Genomic DNA, 14,612 nt, shown 5'->3' with positions numbered 1-14,612 from the left:
GCGACCTCTCCGACCCCGCTCCCGAAGGAACCCCCACCCCATGCGCGTGCACATCGGCACCGACCACGCCGGCTTCGAGCTCAAGAACCGCCTCGTCGCCAGCCTGCAGAACAAGGGCCATGAAGTCACCGACCACGGTGCCCACGAGTACGACGCCCTCGACGACTACCCGCCCTTCTGCACCGCCGTCGGCGAGGCCGTCGTCGCGGACCCGTCGGCGCTCGGCATCGTCATCGGCGGCTCGGGCAACGGCGAGCAGATCGCCGCGAACAAGGTCACCGGGGTGCGCGCGGCCCTCGTGTGGAACGAGGACACGGCGCGTCTCGCCCGGCAGCACAACGACGCCAACGTCATCTCGGTGGGCGCCCGCCAGCACGACGAGGAGGAGCTCGAGCACCTCATCGACGTCTTCCTCGCCGAGCCGTTCTCCGGCGAGGAGCGCCACCAGCGGCGCATCGAGCTGATGGCGCGCTACGAGCGGACCGGCGGGTACGAGGCGTCCGGCGCCTGATGCCCGAGGGACACACCGTCCATCGGCTCGCCGCAGCGCTGCGCCGCGGCTTCGGCGGGCGCCGCGTGCTGGCGTCCAGCCCGCAGGGGCGCTTCCCGGAGGCGGCGGCGCTCTCGGGCTGGACCCTGCTCGAGGCCGAGGCGGCCGGCAAGCACCTGCTGCTCCATCTCGCGCCGACGGCCGACGTGCCCCTCGGCGACCCCGTGGTGCGGATCGTGCACATCCACCTGGGGCTGTACGGCTCCTGGACGTTCGCCGGCGACCCCGGCTTCACGACCGCGCATGCGATCGGCGCGCCGCGGCTGCGGGTCGGCGAGCGGGAGGAGGTGCTCGCCGCCGACGGGTCGGATGCCGGAGCGGGTGACGAGGCGGACGACGCGGCCGACGGCGCCTGGCGCCACCTCGTGCCGCGCGAGACGGTGCGGCTGCGGCTCGTGGGCGAGCACGGGCTCGCCGACCTCACCGGGCCGACCGCGTGCGAGATCTACGACGCCGCGCAGCGCACCGCGCTCCTCGAGCGGCTCGGGCCGGACCCGCTCCGGACGGACGCGGACCCGGGCCGCTTCGTGGACCGGGTGCTGCGCTCCCGCACCGCGATCGGCACCCAACTGATGGACCAGTCGGTGGTGGCCGGGATCGGCAACATCTACCGCGCCGAGCTGCTGTGGCGCGCCCGGCTCGACCCCTGGGTACCCGGCCGGGAACTCGGCCGCGGCCTCGTCGAGGGGCTCTGGGAGGACCTGGTGCCGCTGATCGCCTACGGCGCGCGGACCGGTCGCATCGTCACCACGCAGCCGGAGCACCGCGAGATCGAGGCGCAGATCCTCGAGCCCCGTCGGCGCACCCGGCAGAACGGGGACGAGGACCCGGACGTCATCCCGCGCGAGCAGTCCTTCTACGTCTACCACCGGCAGACCTTGCCCTGCCGGGTATGTTCCACCGTCATCCGGAGCGCCGCGATGGCGGGCCGCACCGTGTACTGGTGCCCCCGCTGCCAGGGGGTGCGCAGCCGTCGCGCCTCGTGGACCCGGCAGCATCCCGCCGCGCCCTGGGCGCTCGCTGCGCCGTGATCCCCCAGCCTGACCCTGCCCCGCTGCTCGGCACCGGCCGGCTCGCCGTCGGCGACGGCCACGAGATCGCGTACGAGACGTCGGGCGCCGCGGACGGCGTCCCTGCCCTGTACCTCCACGGTGGCCCGGGCGGGCGGCTCACGCCCGGCTACCGGCGCAACGTCCCCGCCGAGCGCACCCGTCTCGTCGGGCTCTCGCAGCGCGGCGCGGGCGAGAGCACTCCGCCCGCCGGAGCCCCCGGGCCCGCGGACCTCGGCGCCCAGACCACCGGTCACCTGATCGCCGATCTCGAGGCGCTGCGCGAGCACCTCGGGATCGAGGCGTGGATCCTCCAGGGCGTCTCCTGGGGGTCGACCCTCGCGCTCGCCTACGCTCAGAGCCATCCCGATCGGGTGCTCGGCATCGTGCTGATGGCGGTGACCAGCACCTCCCGCGCCGAGGTCGACTGGATCACCGAGCACGTCGGGGCGATCCATCCCGAGGTCTGGGACGAGCTGGCCGACCTCGCCGAGCGCCGCACCGCCTATCGGCGCGGCGGGCCGATGCGGCTGATCGAGGCGTACCGGCAGATGCTCACCGCCGCGGATCCCGCCCTCGTCGACGAGGCGGTGCGGGCCTGGACCGCCTGGGAGGACGAGCACATCCGCATCGGCACCGGCGCCACCGTGCGCTCCCACTCCGTCCCCGCCGACCAGCCCGTGACCGAGCAGGCGAGGGGCTTCGCGCGCCTGGTCGCCCACTACTGGGCCCACGACGGCTTCGTCGCCGATCACGCCGTGCCCTGGGGAGCCGAGCCCGGATCCGGGCTGCTCGGCGGGATGCCCCGCATCGCGCACCTCCCGGCCGTGCTGATCCACGGGCGCCGCGACGTCTCGGGACCGCTGCGCACCGCCTGGGAGCTGCACCGCGCCTGGCCCGCCTCCCGTCTCGAGGTCGTCGAGGAGGAAGGGCACGGCGGGCCCGCGATGGTCGCGACCTGGCGGCGGGCGATGGAGGAGATGATCACCCGGGTCGAGACCGCTGCGGGCGGTGACCGCTCAGTACAGTGAGCGGCATGTCCGACCCCGTGATCCATCCCGCGGCCTCCGCCGCCGATCCCGCGACCGGTGCGGTGCTGCGCCGCGCCCCCGTCCACGAGATCGACCCCCGCACGCTCTACCTCCTCGCGAAGCTCCGCCAGGACATCTTCTCGATCGAGCAGGGCGCCACCGATCCCGACCTCGACGGCCGCGACCTCGAGCCCGGCACGATCCTGCTCTGGATCGAGGTGCCGGGGCCGGACGCGGAGGCGGCCGGGCTCGAGAGGGAGCCCGCCGCCCACATCCGGATCCTGCGCGAGGCCGACGGGACGCTGCGCATCGGCCGCCTCGCGGTGCGCGCCGCGAACCGCCGCGACGGCTTCGGCGGCCGGATCATGCGGGCCGCCCTCGACGTCACCCACGAGCTCGCCCCGCAGGCCGAGGTCCACATCGACGCGCAGGCCTATCTCGAGCAGTGGTACCTCGGGATGGGCTACGAGACCGTCGGCGGGGTGTTCCTCGAGGCCGGGATCGAGCACGTGCCGATGGTGTACCGCCACCCGCAGGACTGACCGGGGGGCAGCGCGTCAGGCGGCGTCCGGGCCGCCCGCCTCATCGAGCAGCGCGGCGATCTCGGCGCGCTCGAAGTAGCGGGCGGTCTCGCGCGCATCGGGGGTGCCGAGGCTCGGATCCGCGCCTGCCGCGAGCAGCGCCCGCGCCACGGCCGCATCGCCCTTGAACGCGGCGCCGGCGAGCGGGGACTGGCCGCGGTCGTTCAGCAGGTCGACATCCGCCCCGCGCGCCGCCAGCTCGGCGACGAGCTCTGAGTGCCCGTGGTAGGCGGCCAGCATCAGCGCCGAGTTCCCGGCGCCGTCGCGGAGGTTGACCGGAGCGCCCTGGTCCACGAGGGACAGCAGTGTCGCCGCGTCGCCCTGGCGGGCGGCGTCCAGCATCGTGCGGGCCAGCTCGAGCACGGCCTCGTCCTCGGGGGCGGGGGTGGGGTTCACGGTGTCCTCGTCCATCGCCCCAGGCTACGGCCCTGCGGTCTGTCCTGCGCGTCCGCTCAGCGCACCAGCAGCTCCGCCGCGGCCGGCCAGACGAGCAGCCACACGGCGAGGAGCAGGCCCAGCAGGTCGGCGCGGCCCAACGAGCTCGGCACCGACCAGGTGCGGTGCCGGGCCGTCGCGAAGCCGCGGGCATCCATCGCGAGCGCCTGCTGCTCGGCGCCGCGCAGGGTGTCGACCAGCAGCGACAGCGTCGCCCCGGCGAGCAGTCGCGGCGAGCGGGCGGTGCCGAGGCCCCGCAGGATCCGGGAGCGGAGGATCAGCCGCCACTGCCGCTGCAGATGACCCACCCGGATCAGCGCGGCCGTCGCCGCGGCGACCGGGCGCCCGGGCCAGCGCAGCCGCCCGCCGAGCGCATCCCCGAGGGCGCTCGGATCCACGCTGCCCAGGGCGAGCACGCCCGGGGCGACGAAGACGGTCAGCCGCAGCGCCTCGGCGAGCCCGCGCCGCCAGCCCTCCGCCGACAGCGCGGGGGCCTCGCCCAGCAGTGCGGTGGTCCAGGCGAGCCCGGCGGCGGCCAGCAGCACGGGGACCAGGCGCAGCAGACCCCCGCGGAGGCCGCGCACCGCGAACGGGGCCAGCAGCACGAGCGGCATCAGGGCGAGCAGACCGCCCTGCCAGGTGCTCACTGCGAAGGAGCCGATAGCGGCGAGGATCCCGATCAGGCACAGGGTCAGGGGGTTCAGCGCCTCGGCGGGGAGGCGGCGCGGCCCCGGCGCCGCGGAGCGCGACGCATCCGGGGCGTCGCCGGGGTCCGGTGCGGAGGGGGCGGGGAGGTGCGTGCGGGCGTCGGCCGCGGCGATCACGTCCGGGTCGTGGGTCGCGACCAGCACGGCGCAGCCCTCGTCGGCGGCATCGCGCAGCAGGGAGAGGACGGCGCGGGAACGGCCGGCGTCGAGGCCGACGGTCGGCTCGTCGAGGACGAGCAGGCGGGGCCGCTGTGCGATGGCCGCGGCGATCGCGGTGCGGCGCTGCTCGCCCCCGGAGAGGCGATGCGGATGCACCTCGGCGAGGGGGCAGAGATCCGCGCGCTCGAGCAGCTCCACGGCGCGCCCCGGATCCGCGTGCGGGGAGGCCGTCAGCTCCGCGCGCACGGTGGTCGCGACGAAGCCCAGCGACGGGTCCTGGGGGACGGTCGCGATCCCTCCGGGACCGGGGCGCTGGACGGTGCCGGAGACCTCCGGGGCCGGGTCGAGGAGCACGTCGAGCAGGGTCGACTTCCCGGCGCCGCTCGGACCGGTCAGCACGGTCAGCTCGCCCGCGCGGGCACTCAGGTCGACCGGGCGGTGCAGGCCCCGCTGCGGGACCCGCACCCCGCGCAAGGAGGCGATGACCTCCGTGCCGGTCGCCTGCGGCGCGGTCCCCTCGGCGCCGGTCGGCTCCGCGCCGGTCGGCTCCGCGCCGTGCGGCTCCGGGGCGACGGGCACCGAGGCGGACGGTGCCGCCGGGGCGGGCCGTGCGTCGGCGAGCACCCCGGCCGCTCGCAGCGCCGCGGACTCGGCGGCGAGGACCTCCGCGGGCGGGCCGTCGGCGAGGATCCGACCCTGCTCCCCGAGGACCACGAGACGATCCACCCGGTCCTGCCAGGCGGCCAGGTCGTGATCGGCGACCACGAGGGTGCGACCCGCGGCGGCACGGACGATCTGCTCGCGCACCGCGGTGGCCGTGTCCGGGTCGAGCATGCTGGTCGGCTCGTCGAGCAGGAGCACCGCCGGATCGAGGGCGAGCGCCCCGGCGAGCGCGATCCGCTGCTGCTGCCCGCCCGAGGAGTCCAGGGGCGGGCGCTCCTCCTCGACGTCGACCCGGGCCGCCGCGAGAGCGCGGGCGACCCGCTCGTGGATCTCGGGTCGGGCGAGCGCGCCGTTCTCCGGGCCGAAGGCGGCATCCCGCGCGACGGTCGCGCCGACCATCGCCTGCGCGGGGTTCTGGAGCAGCAGACCCCGCTGCCCCGCACGGGCGGGCGGGTCGGGGACGGTGCCGCTCAGCTCGCCGTCCTCCGGGTCCAGCAGGCCGGCGAGGGCGCGCAGCACGGTGGACTTCCCGCTGCCGCTCGCCCCGGCCAGGAGCACCCGCTGCCCGGCGGGGACGGACAGGGTCAGGCCGTCGAGCACAGGCGCGGGCCGGGTCCAGGGCCGCCAGCGCAGCTCACGGATCTCGAGCGGCTCCGCGGCCGGTGCGGCCGGCGTCCCGCCGGGGCTGGGGGCAGAGCGCTCGGCGTCCTGCCCCCTTCCGGCCGCGACGGCGGACCGCGGCGACGTCATGGGGTGCTCGGCGCCGGGGTCCGACGGGCATGGTCCCGACCGGCGGCGAGGGAGTCCACCGCGCCCGTCGCGACCAGGGCGCGGGTCGCCGCCCAGCCCAGCGCGCCCGCCAGCAGCGCGCCGGAGATCAGGAAGAAGCCGAGCATGATCAGCGAGAAGGGCCAGCTCATCTCCTGGTAGTAGGCGAGCTTCTCCCAGCCCCATTCGAGAGCCGCGCCGAGAACGCCGCCGAGCATCGCCACGGGGAGCGTGAAGCGGAGGTACCCGACGAGGAGGAAGGCCAGCTCCACGCCGCCTCCCTGCACGAGGCCCGAGATGGCCGTGCCCCAGCCCCACTGGGAGCCGAGCAGCATCGAGAGCACTGCGGCGACCATCTCGGCGAGCAGCGCCGCGCCGGGCTTGCGCACGATGAGGCCCGCGAGCACGGCGGGCAGCAGCCAGATCCCTGCGAGAAGGCCCTGTGCCGGCGCGAACGCCGAGGTGAGGGGGTCGATCAACGAGTACAGCAGTCCGTAGCCGATGAACGCGACCCCGAAGGCCGCGCCGATCAGGACGGTGACCAGCAGGTCGATGGTGCGATAACGGTTCATCACGTCTCCTTCCGATCCCGGAAGGGGCGTGCGGGACGCGGGGTCCCGCACGGAAATCCCGACTCCCTCCGCCGGTGTGACCCGGATCAGGTTCGAGGGTCTGCGGCTGCGCGCACTCTCAGCACCCCGGTGGTGCTCCCCTGTCAGTGGATGACCGACCGGCAGTCTACCGCGCCGCGGGCCTAGCCTGCTCACCCTCCGCGCGGGCCCCGCCTGCTCACCCTCCGCGGGCCCGGCCAGTTCCCCCCTCCGCACGGGCCCTTCCTGCTGGAACTCCGTCCCTGGCGTGAGCTCAACGCCTCACAGGCCGTGAGGTCACGCCAGCCGCGGTGTTTCCGTCGCGTGGGGTGGCGCGGGGAGCCCGCCCGCTCAGCGCCGTGCGCGGATGGCCTGCTCGATCGCCGCGGCGGTGGCCTCGACGTCGACGGGGGAGAGGAGGTAGTGATCGCCCTCGCGAGCGATGATCTCCACCTGGGTGCCCGAGCGGGTCACCAGCAGCCGGTACCTCGCCTGCACCTCCCCGAGGGTGTACACCTTCAGTCGGCCGACGGGGCGCACCTGCTCGGGGGTCGCGGCCATCGCGCGGCCGCGTCGCCAGCCGAAGCCGCCGACGGTGACCCCGACGCTCGAGGACGGGACCTCCCGCAGCTGCACGGTGCGGAAGTCGGCCAGCGGCCATGGGGCGCGCGGCAGGAACCCGCCGAGGCTTACGGTCACGCCGTGGCCGTCGACGATGAAGCGGGTCCACTGGCCCATCCAGGTCCACAGGGCCAGCAGCGCGAAGACGGCGCCGGCGGCGACGGCCACCGGCATCGGCAGCTGGCCGGCGACGAGCACGACCGCCACGACCCCGGCGACCAGGGTCAGGGCGATGCGGGTCCAGCCCACCGAGGAGGGGCGGGTGGTGCCGACGTAGAAGGGCGGCTCCGGCCTCACCAGATCCGCACCCGGTCCTCGGGCGCGAGGTACATCCCGTCTCCCTCCACGGTGCCGAAGGCCTCGTGGAAGGCGTCCAGGTGCGAGGCGACGGTGTTGCAGCGGAACTCCATGGGGGCGTGCGGGTCGATCGCGAGGCGGCGGATCGCCTCCTGCTCCCGGCTCTTGCCGCGCCACACCGTCGCCCAGGACAGGAACAGCCGCTGCAGACCCGTGAACCCGTCCAGCGTGGCCGCCGCTGCCGCTGCCTCCTCCTCCGGGCGGGTCGCGAGATAGGCGGACACGGCGATGGTGAGGCCGCCGAGGTCGCCGATGTTCTCCCCGATGGTCAGCCCGCCGTTGACGGTGCGGGAGTCGTCCAGATCGCGCGGGGAGAGGCCGTCGTACTGGGCGATGAGGCGGGCGGCGCGGGCCTCGAAGGCTTCGCGGTCCTCCTCGGTCCACCAGGAGACCAGCGCTCCGGTGCCGTCGTACTTCGAGCCCTGGTCGTCGAAGCCGTGGCCCACCTCATGGCCGATCACGGCCCCGATCCCCCCGAAGTTCACCGCGTCGTCGGCCTCGGCGTCGAAGAAGGGCGGCTGCAGGATCGCGGCGGGGAAGACGATCTCGTTCGCGCCCGGGTTGTAGTAGGCGTTGACCGTCTGCGGGGTCATGTGCCACTCGGTGGGGTCGACGGGACCGGAGAGCTTCGCGAAGTCGTACTCGGCGTCGGCGCGACGCACCGCCCGGACGGTACTGACCAGGTCCCCGGGGACGATCTCGAGACCGGCGTAGTCCCGCCACACCTCCGGGTAGCCGATCTTGGTGGTGAAGGCGGAGAGCTTCTCGAGGGCCCGCTCGCGGGTCGCCGGGGTCATCCAGTCCAGGGTGGAGATCGAGCGGCGGTACGCCTCCAGGAGCGCCTCGACGAGCTGCTCCATGCGCTCCTTGTGCGCGGGCGGGAAGTGCCGCTCGACGTACTCGCGGCCCACGGCGAAGCCCACCGCGCCCTCGACGAGGCCCACGCCCCGCTTCCACCGCTCCCGCAGCTCCTGCGCGCCCGAGAGCACCGTTCCGGAGAAGGCGAAGTCCTCGTCGACCAGCGCAGCGGGCAGGTAGGGCGCGTAGGAGGAGACGGCGTGCAGCGCGAGCCAGCTGCGCAGCACCGCGAGATCCTCCCCGGCCAGCAGCTCGGCCGCGGCGGCGACGTACTCGGGCTGGCCGACGTTCACGACCTCGACGGCGCTCGCCGGCGCTCCGGTCCCCTCGAGATAGGCGTCCCAGGGGAAGGCGGGGGCGAGCTCGGTCCGGGCGGCGGCGTCCATCGGGTTCGCGGACTTCTCCCGGTCGCGCAGGCGGACCACGTCGACGTGGCAGGCGGCGAGCCGGGTCTCGAGCCCCCAGACGGCGTCCGCGAGCGCCTCGGCATCGCCGTCCACGAGGCCGGGGCGTCCCGGCAGCTCCGCGAGCCGGGCGAGGTTCGCCAGGTGCCCGCGATAGGCCTCGCGGATCTCCGCGTAGTGCTCCTCGCGGTAGTACGACTCATCCGGGAGACCCAGACCGCCCTGGTGCAGGCGCACCTGGTAGCGACTGGGATCGTGGTCGTCGGTCCACACGTAGGCGAGCAGCGCGCTGGTCCCGGCATCGGGGGCGGCCATGGTGCGCACGATCGCGGGGAGGTCCGCCGCCTCGCCGATGGTGTCGAGCAGGGCGGTCAGCCCGCCGAGACCTGCCGCCTCGATCGCCTCGGTGTCCATGAAGAGTCGATAGATCGCGCCGATCCGCTGGGCGTCGGTGGTGACGGGGGCTGCGGGGTCGAGCGCGTCGGCCGCCTCCTCCACGATCTCCCGCACCCGCTCCTCGGAGAGGTCCCGCAGCGCATGGAAGGCGCCGTCGGTCGAGCGGTCGGCCGGGATCTCGTGGCGCGCCAGCCAGCCGCCGTTGACATGGCCGAACAGGTCGTCCTGCACCCGGATCCCGGTGTCGACCGAGGACAGGTCGAGGCCGGAGGGAGCAGGGACTGCGGGGTCGGCGGAGTCAGTGGAGTTCACGGGCGGCGTCGCAGAGGTCATCATCGGCTCCTGGAGGTTCGGGGCGGGAAGCGGTGCGGCGGACCCGGCCGGGCCCGCCGCGGAGTGGTCACATCGGGGCGAGGCCCAGGGCGGCGAGGGCGAGGGTGAGCACGCCGATCGCGAGGGGGACGTAGGCCCACGGGGTGCGGGCGCGCTCGGCGGGCGGGCGGCGCTGCAGCACGAGGGTCGACAGGCCCGAGCCGACCGACAGCACGGCGGTGCCGATCACGAGCACCGGCGAGAGGATCACCAGTACGGTCGCACCGACCTGGAAGAGCACCACGCCGAGCACGTCCAGCAGGCGCATGATCACGGTCGAGCGGGCGCCGACGCTCTGCGCGAGCAGGGTCCCGACCGCCTCCGTGGACCACTCCGAGGGTCGTGCGATGCGGCGCCGTGTGGTGACCGTCTGCACGGTGGCGAGGGCGAGCCACACCAGCGCCGCGCCGGCCCCGATCCAGATGCCGAGCTCGGCGCGGACGTCCCCGGGCCACAGCACGAGGGCGAGGAGGACCGCGGCGACGCGCAGCAGCTCCTCGACGGCGCTGCGCACCGCCAGCAGACCGGGGTTCACGGCCAGCTGGCGGCGGGTGCGGGCGACGAACAGGCTGGTCGCGACGAGCGAGGCGAGATGCGCGGCGCCCAGCAGGATCCCGATGAGCAGGGTCACCGGGCTGGTGGGCGCGAAGGGCAGGATCGCGAGCAGCAGCAGGACGCCGAGGAGCGGGATCAGCAGAGCCTGGATCGACAGGCCCCGGACGAGGTCCCGGACGAGGTCCGCGCCGGTGGGCGGATGGTCGTGACCGGTGTGGTCGTGGGGGTCGTCGCAGTGCGGGTCGGCGGCGGGGGCCGACGCGGGGTTCCCGAGGGCGTCGGGGGTCTCGGTCATGGAGCTCCTTCGATATCGCCTCCAGGGTACCGGGATCGGGCATCGCCCCAGGAAGCACGGGAGAGGTGTGGAACGATGTGGCTCGTGAGAACCGATGCAGCCAGGACCGACAGCAGCGGGCTCGACCCCCGACAGCGTCGGCGCGCCGTCGGGACGGTGGTCGCCGCGGCGACCGGCGACGCCCTCGGAGCGCCCTACGAGTTCCAGGCCCCGGTGCTGGACTCGGAGGACATCGACATGATCGGCGGCGGCATCCTCGGCTGGCAGCCGGGGGAGTGGACCGACGACACCTCGATGGCGATCGTGGTCCTGGAGGCCGCCGGCGCCGCCTCGAAGGGCCACGACCTGCGGGTCGAGTCCGCCCAGGACCACATCGCCCGGGAGTGGTACTCCTGGTCGCTCGGCACCCCCGACATCGGCACCCTGACCTCGACCGTCGTGCGCCGCGCCGCGGACCACGCCCGGGCCGCGGGCCATTACGCGCCCCGCGCCGCCGACTTCCGGGCGGCGGCGCAGGCAGCCCACGAGGACCTCCCCGCGAATGCCGGCAACGGCTCGCTCATGCGGGTGCACGCGAGCGTGCTGCCGTACCTGCTCTCCCCGGACGAGGACCTCGCCGAGGCGATCGAGCTCGTGTGCGGTCTCACACATGTGCACGAGGACACTCTCGAGGCGTGCCTGCTGTGGGGCTTCGCCGTGCGGCACGCGATCCTCACCGGCGAACTGGACGTGCGCGTCGCCCTCCCGCAGCTGCCCGAGGAGCGCCGCGTCCTCTGGGCGGAGCGGATCGAGGAGGCCGAGCTGGCTAATCCGGCGCACTTCCGCCGCAACGGCTGGGTGGTCGGCGCCTTCCAGGCGGCCTGGTCGGCCATCACCCTCGCCGGACCCATCCCCGAGGGGAAGTTCGCCCAGCGCGAGATGCTCGTGCGCGCGCTCGATGCGGCGGCCCGCGCCGGCTACGACACCGACACGGTCGCCTGCATCACCGGCTCCCTTGTGGGGGCGGCGCTCGGCGACAAGGCGGTCCCGCCCGAGTGGCGCCGGGTGCTCTTCGGCTGGCCCGGGTACGAGGTCGACGAGCTCGAGGGCCTCGTCGAGCGGGTGATCGCCCCGATGGTCGCCCCCGAGTCAGCGCCGGCAAGCGGCGAGGGGCGGGCGCGATGACCGGCCACGGCTGGGACCTGCGGATCATGGCCTGGAACCTCTGGGAGCTGCGCGGGGACCTCGTGGCCCTGGTCGAGGCCGTCGAGGATCTCGCGCCCGACGTGCTGCTCGTGCAGGAGGCCCCGCGCTTCGTGCTGCCGACCCTGCGCCTGCAGTGGCTCGCCCGCCGACTGGACCGGCGGATCCTGCTGGGCGGCGCTGGGGGTCGGGGTCTCGCGATCCTCGCCACCGACGCCGTCGCCGCCCAGGTGATCCGGCGGGGCGCCCATCCCGTCGCGCAGACCCTCTCGGACCTGAACTCGACCTACCCGCGCGGTGTCGCGGCGGTACGGCTGTCCGTGCCGGGCGGCGGAGCGGTCGTGGTCTCCTCGATCCACTTCGCGCTGCAGCAGGACAACCGCCTCGCCCACGCCGAGCACGTCGCGGCGCTGGTGCGCGGGGCGGGCGCTCCGGTGATCATCGGCGGCGATCTCAACGAGACGGCCGACGGCGCGGCGCGCACGCTGCTGGAGCCGCTGCTGCACGACCCCGCCGCGCAGAGCGAGTGGACCTTCCCGGCGGCCCGTCCGCAGCGTCGGATCGACGCGGTGCTCACCACACCGGACGTGCGGGTGCGCGCGGCGCGCGCCGTGACGGCCACGACCCGGGTCCCCGCCGAGCGCCTCGCCGGCGCCTCGGATCACCTGCCGACGCTCCTCGACGTCACCCTCTGAGCGGCGCGGTGGGCGCGGTGGGCTCGGTGGACCTGGTCGCCGCGGCCGCCGCGGTCAGCAGCGCACGCGCAAGCCGGTGAGCATCCGCACCGCGTCGTCCTGGCCGCCGACGTGCCGGATCCGCAGCGTGCCGTCGCCCGACGGGTCCTCCCCGAGGACGGTGAACTGCGTGCGATAGGCCTCCGCCGCACGGCGCACCGACGCGGCGACCCCGGGGTGCTCCCTCCAGGAGAAGCCGGCGGCTCCCTCGTCGGCCGCGGACGGCTCCTCGCCGCTCGCGATCTCGACCATCGGCAGCCCCGCTCGCGCGCAGGCGGCCGCGGTCACCCGGTGGGCGTGCACGTGATCGGGGTGCCCGTAGGTGCCGTCGTCGTCGTAGCCGATCACGACCTCGGGTCGTACGTGGTCGAGGAGGGCGAGGAGGTCCGCGACGGCGTCCTCCTCGGGGCGTCGGGTGAAGGCGTCCTCCCCGGAGCTCACGGCCGGGCCCGCGAGGCCCTCCCGGATCCATCGCATCCCCGAATCGCGGTAGATCCGCGGGGCGGCGCCCGCGGCGAGGGCCGGGGCGGTGCCGAGCTGGTGCCGCTCGGGGATACCGAGGGCGGAGGTCGCCGCGGCGATCTCGTCGTCGCGGATCTCGGCGAGGGGACGCGGATCGGCGGGGTCGACGGCGCCGGGCACCATCTCGCCCTCCTCGCCGCGGGTCGCGGTCAGCAGCACCACGCGCGTGCCGCGGGCGGCGAGGTCGGCGAGCAGCGCCCCGGTGGACAGGGTCTCGTCATCGGGGTGGGCGTGGACGACCAGCACTGTGCGCGCAGCGTCCAGCAGCGCCCAGGGATCGGTGCTCATGCCGTTCCCTCCGGGCGCACGAGACCCTGGTACAGGGCGGAGAGCTGGGCGGCCGCGGCATCCCAGGTGCGGGTCGCCGCGAACTCGCGGGAGGCGGCGACGGCGCGCTCGTACCCCTCGGAGTCGCCGAGCAGGGTCTCCACGGCCTCCGCCCAGACGTCGGGGTCGCGGGACTCGAGGACCACACCGCCCGGCCCCACCGCCTCCTTGACGCCACCGGCGCAGGACCAGGCGAGCACCGGGGTGCCCGAGGCCTGCGCCTCGAGCGCGACGAGGCCGAAGGTCTCGGACCAGCTGGTCAGCAGCAGGGCGCCCGCGCAGCGCATCGACTCGGCGAGCCGGTCGCGGTCCAGCGAGCCGACGAACTCGACGCGATCGGCGATCCTGAGGTCCGCGGCGAGGCGCTCGAGCTCGTCGCGGTAGTCGCGGAAGTCCTCCGAGACCCCACCGGCCAGCAGCAACCGGGCGTCGAGGGCCGGGTCGAGGCGGGCGAGCACCTCGAGCGCCAGATCGGGGGCCTTGAGGGGCTGGAGCCGCGCCGTGAACAGCAGCGTCGGTCGCTCGCGCCGGGAGGACAGATCGGGGCAGGGGCGAAAGCGCTCGACGTCCACGCCCGGGCGGACCACGCTGAGCCGCGCCCCGGGCACGCCGTAGCGCTCGGCGACCGTGCGCGCCTCCGCCTCGGAGACCGCGACCACGAGGTCCGAGGCGGCGGCGGTCAGACGCTCCCCGGGGATGCGGCCCGCGGACTCCGCCGGTTCCCCGGCGTCGAGGGTCGTGGAGCCGTCGGGTGCGGCGACCGAGTGGAAGGACTGCAGGTGCGGGAGACCCAGCTCCTGCGCCACCGGCAGGGCGGCCACCCCGCTGAACCAGTGGTGGGAGTGGACGAGGTCGTGGCCGCCGGCGCGGAGCGCCGCCTGCAGCGCCTCGCGGAACGGGGGGATCGCCTGCTCCATCGCGCTCTTCGCGAGCGGGGCGGCGGGGCCGGCGTCGAGATGGTGCAGTCGCACCCCCGCGGCCACCTCGACGACGGCCGGGGCGTCGGGATCGCGACGGCGGGTGAACAGGTCGACCTCGTGACCTCGCCGCGCGAGGGCGAGGGACTGCTCGAGGACCACCACGTTCATGCCGCCGGCGTCCGCACCACCGGGCTCCTCGAGCGGCGAGGTGTGCAGGGAGATCGCGGCGATCCGCGCAGGAGCGTCAGGCATGGCAGTCATAGTAGGCGGCCGCGTCCGACCCGAGGACGGGAAGCCGTGCGACGGGGGTTCGCGACGGGATGTGTTCGCCCGTGACGAAAACGGGGCGTCCTGGGTCACGAGAAGTTGAATAAGGAATCACGGTGGGACAGCCTGACAGGCATGGATACGGCGCAGAAGGTGGACTGGGCGGCGCTGAACGCCCACGCGGCGGGTCGTCCTGCGCGCCGCCTGGTCTCGAGGGCGATCGCGGCCGCGGGCGGCCAGCGTCACCCCGGGGTGGTGCTGGACCTCGG

General features: G+C 74.9%; 14 protein-coding genes and 1 riboswitch. Of the genes, 6 read left to right on the top strand and 8 right to left on the bottom strand.

Annotated elements, in window-relative coordinates; genetic code table 11:
- The first annotated feature begins 40 nt into the window (after nucleotides 1-40).
- Genes ACZCAH_RS14030 through ACZCAH_RS14015 form a run of 4 tightly spaced genes read left to right on the top strand, consistent with a single transcriptional unit; the run spans nucleotide 41 to nucleotide 3,172 of the window.
- Nucleotides 41-511 carry a ribose-5-phosphate isomerase gene (locus ACZCAH_RS14030; protein WP_464341672.1) on the top strand — a complete coding sequence of 157 codons (471 nt, stop codon included), beginning with the start codon at nucleotides 41-43 and terminating at the stop codon, nucleotides 509-511.
- Nucleotides 511-1,581 carry an Fpg/Nei family DNA glycosylase gene (locus ACZCAH_RS14025; protein ID WP_464341671.1) on the top strand — a complete coding sequence of 357 codons (1,071 nt, stop codon included), beginning with the start codon at nucleotides 511-513 and terminating at the stop codon, nucleotides 1,579-1,581. The genes ACZCAH_RS14030 and ACZCAH_RS14025 overlap by 1 nt, the downstream gene beginning before the upstream one ends.
- Nucleotides 1,578-2,630 (top strand): alpha/beta fold hydrolase, encoded by a 1,053-nt coding sequence (locus tag ACZCAH_RS14020; RefSeq protein WP_464341670.1) that lies wholly within the window; start codon nucleotides 1,578-1,580, stop codon nucleotides 2,628-2,630. The genes ACZCAH_RS14025 and ACZCAH_RS14020 overlap by 4 nt, the downstream gene beginning before the upstream one ends.
- 5 nt (nucleotides 2,631-2,635) lie before the next feature.
- On the top strand, nucleotides 2,636-3,172 hold the full coding sequence (locus ACZCAH_RS14015) for a GNAT family N-acetyltransferase (protein WP_464341669.1): 537 nt from the start codon (nucleotides 2,636-2,638) through the stop codon (nucleotides 3,170-3,172).
- Between the two features lie 15 nt (nucleotides 3,173-3,187).
- Here the strand turns inward: ACZCAH_RS14015 and ACZCAH_RS14010 are convergent, their stop codons facing one another.
- The 6 genes from ACZCAH_RS14010 to ACZCAH_RS13985 all read right to left on the bottom strand — a co-directional run bounded on the left by ACZCAH_RS14010 (nucleotide 3,188) and on the right by ACZCAH_RS13985 (nucleotide 10,391).
- Nucleotides 3,188-3,622, bottom strand: a complete 435-nt coding sequence (locus tag ACZCAH_RS14010; RefSeq protein WP_464341668.1) for an ankyrin repeat domain-containing protein — start codon at nucleotides 3,620-3,622, stop codon at nucleotides 3,188-3,190.
- 41 nt (nucleotides 3,623-3,663) lie between these two features.
- The gene (locus ACZCAH_RS14005) at nucleotides 3,664-5,925 is read right to left on the bottom strand and encodes an ATP-binding cassette domain-containing protein (RefSeq protein WP_464341667.1); all 2,262 of its coding nucleotides are present in this window, start codon (nucleotides 5,923-5,925) and stop codon (nucleotides 3,664-3,666) included.
- Nucleotides 5,922-6,515: an ECF transporter S component gene (locus ACZCAH_RS14000; protein WP_464341666.1), complete on the bottom strand. Its 594-nt coding sequence runs from the start codon at nucleotides 6,513-6,515 to the stop codon at nucleotides 5,922-5,924. Before ACZCAH_RS14000 ends, ACZCAH_RS14005 begins: the two co-directional genes overlap by 4 nt.
- A gap of 46 nt (nucleotides 6,516-6,561) precedes the next feature.
- Nucleotides 6,562-6,667: riboswitch (TPP riboswitch) on the bottom strand.
- Nucleotides 6,668-6,884: 217 nt separating this feature from the next.
- The gene (locus ACZCAH_RS13995; RefSeq protein WP_464341665.1) at nucleotides 6,885-7,451 is read right to left on the bottom strand and encodes a hypothetical protein; all 567 of its coding nucleotides are present in this window, start codon (nucleotides 7,449-7,451) and stop codon (nucleotides 6,885-6,887) included.
- Nucleotides 7,448-9,502, bottom strand: coding sequence for a M13 family metallopeptidase (locus ACZCAH_RS13990; protein WP_464341664.1), 2,055 nt, complete (start codon nucleotides 9,500-9,502; stop codon nucleotides 7,448-7,450). The genes ACZCAH_RS13995 and ACZCAH_RS13990 overlap by 4 nt, the downstream gene beginning before the upstream one ends.
- Before the next feature lie 67 nt (nucleotides 9,503-9,569).
- Nucleotides 9,570-10,391 carry a hypothetical protein gene (locus tag ACZCAH_RS13985; RefSeq protein WP_464341663.1) on the bottom strand — a complete coding sequence of 274 codons (822 nt, stop codon included), beginning with the start codon at nucleotides 10,389-10,391 and terminating at the stop codon, nucleotides 9,570-9,572.
- A gap of 84 nt (nucleotides 10,392-10,475) precedes the next feature.
- Here ACZCAH_RS13985 and ACZCAH_RS13980 point away from each other — a divergent pair, with 84 nt between their 5' ends.
- Nucleotides 10,476-11,555, top strand: coding sequence for an ADP-ribosylglycohydrolase family protein (locus ACZCAH_RS13980; RefSeq protein ID WP_464341662.1), 1,080 nt, complete (start codon nucleotides 10,476-10,478; stop codon nucleotides 11,553-11,555).
- The gene (locus ACZCAH_RS13975; RefSeq protein WP_464341661.1) at nucleotides 11,552-12,268 is read left to right on the top strand and encodes an endonuclease/exonuclease/phosphatase family protein; all 717 of its coding nucleotides are present in this window, start codon (nucleotides 11,552-11,554) and stop codon (nucleotides 12,266-12,268) included. Before ACZCAH_RS13980 ends, ACZCAH_RS13975 begins: the two co-directional genes overlap by 4 nt.
- Nucleotides 12,269-12,322: 54 nt before the next feature.
- On the opposite strand, the gene ACZCAH_RS13970 is transcribed toward ACZCAH_RS13975, so the two are convergent.
- Both ACZCAH_RS13970 and ACZCAH_RS13965 read right to left on the bottom strand, forming a co-directional pair.
- Complete coding sequence (locus ACZCAH_RS13970; protein WP_464341660.1) at nucleotides 12,323-13,117, bottom strand: PIG-L family deacetylase; 795 nt, start codon at nucleotides 13,115-13,117, stop codon at nucleotides 12,323-12,325.
- On the bottom strand, nucleotides 13,114-14,328 hold the full coding sequence (locus ACZCAH_RS13965; RefSeq protein WP_464341659.1) for a glycosyltransferase: 1,215 nt from the start codon (nucleotides 14,326-14,328) through the stop codon (nucleotides 13,114-13,116). Before ACZCAH_RS13965 ends, ACZCAH_RS13970 begins: the two co-directional genes overlap by 4 nt.
- Nucleotides 14,329-14,612: the final 284 nt, after the last annotated feature.

It is taken from the genome of Brachybacterium sp. B718/18, from assembly GCF_055454375.1.
The sequence above is the reverse complement of the archived record's forward strand: the minus strand, read 5'-3'. Positions and strand labels throughout refer to the sequence as shown.

What these genes read in the sequence shown, in the direction of transcription:
- ACZCAH_RS14030 (WP_464341672.1), top strand. Translation starts at nt 41, where the DNA reads ATGCGCGTGCACATCGGCACCGACCACGCCGGCTTCGAGCTCAAGAAC.
- ACZCAH_RS14025 (WP_464341671.1), top strand. Translation starts at nt 511, where the DNA reads ATGCCCGAGGGACACACCGTCCATCGGCTCGCCGCAGCGCTGCGCCGC.
- ACZCAH_RS14015 (WP_464341669.1), top strand. Translation starts at nt 2,636, where the DNA reads ATGTCCGACCCCGTGATCCATCCCGCGGCCTCCGCCGCCGATCCCGCG.
- ACZCAH_RS14010 (WP_464341668.1), bottom strand. Translation starts at nt 3,622, where the DNA reads ATGGACGAGGACACCGTGAACCCCACCCCCGCCCCCGAGGACGAGGCC.
- ACZCAH_RS14005 (WP_464341667.1), bottom strand. Translation starts at nt 5,925, where the DNA reads ATGACGTCGCCGCGGTCCGCCGTCGCGGCCGGAAGGGGGCAGGACGCC.
- ACZCAH_RS14000 (WP_464341666.1), bottom strand. Translation starts at nt 6,515, where the DNA reads ATGAACCGTTATCGCACCATCGACCTGCTGGTCACCGTCCTGATCGGC.
- ACZCAH_RS13990 (WP_464341664.1), bottom strand. Translation starts at nt 9,502, where the DNA reads ATGACCTCTGCGACGCCGCCCGTGAACTCCACTGACTCCGCCGACCCC.
- ACZCAH_RS13985 (WP_464341663.1), bottom strand. Translation starts at nt 10,391, where the DNA reads ATGACCGAGACCCCCGACGCCCTCGGGAACCCCGCGTCGGCCCCCGCC.
- ACZCAH_RS13975 (WP_464341661.1), top strand. Translation starts at nt 11,552, where the DNA reads ATGACCGGCCACGGCTGGGACCTGCGGATCATGGCCTGGAACCTCTGG.
- ACZCAH_RS13970 (WP_464341660.1), bottom strand. Translation starts at nt 13,117, where the DNA reads ATGAGCACCGATCCCTGGGCGCTGCTGGACGCTGCGCGCACAGTGCTG.
- ACZCAH_RS13965 (WP_464341659.1), bottom strand. Translation starts at nt 14,328, where the DNA reads ATGCCTGACGCTCCTGCGCGGATCGCCGCGATCTCCCTGCACACCTCG.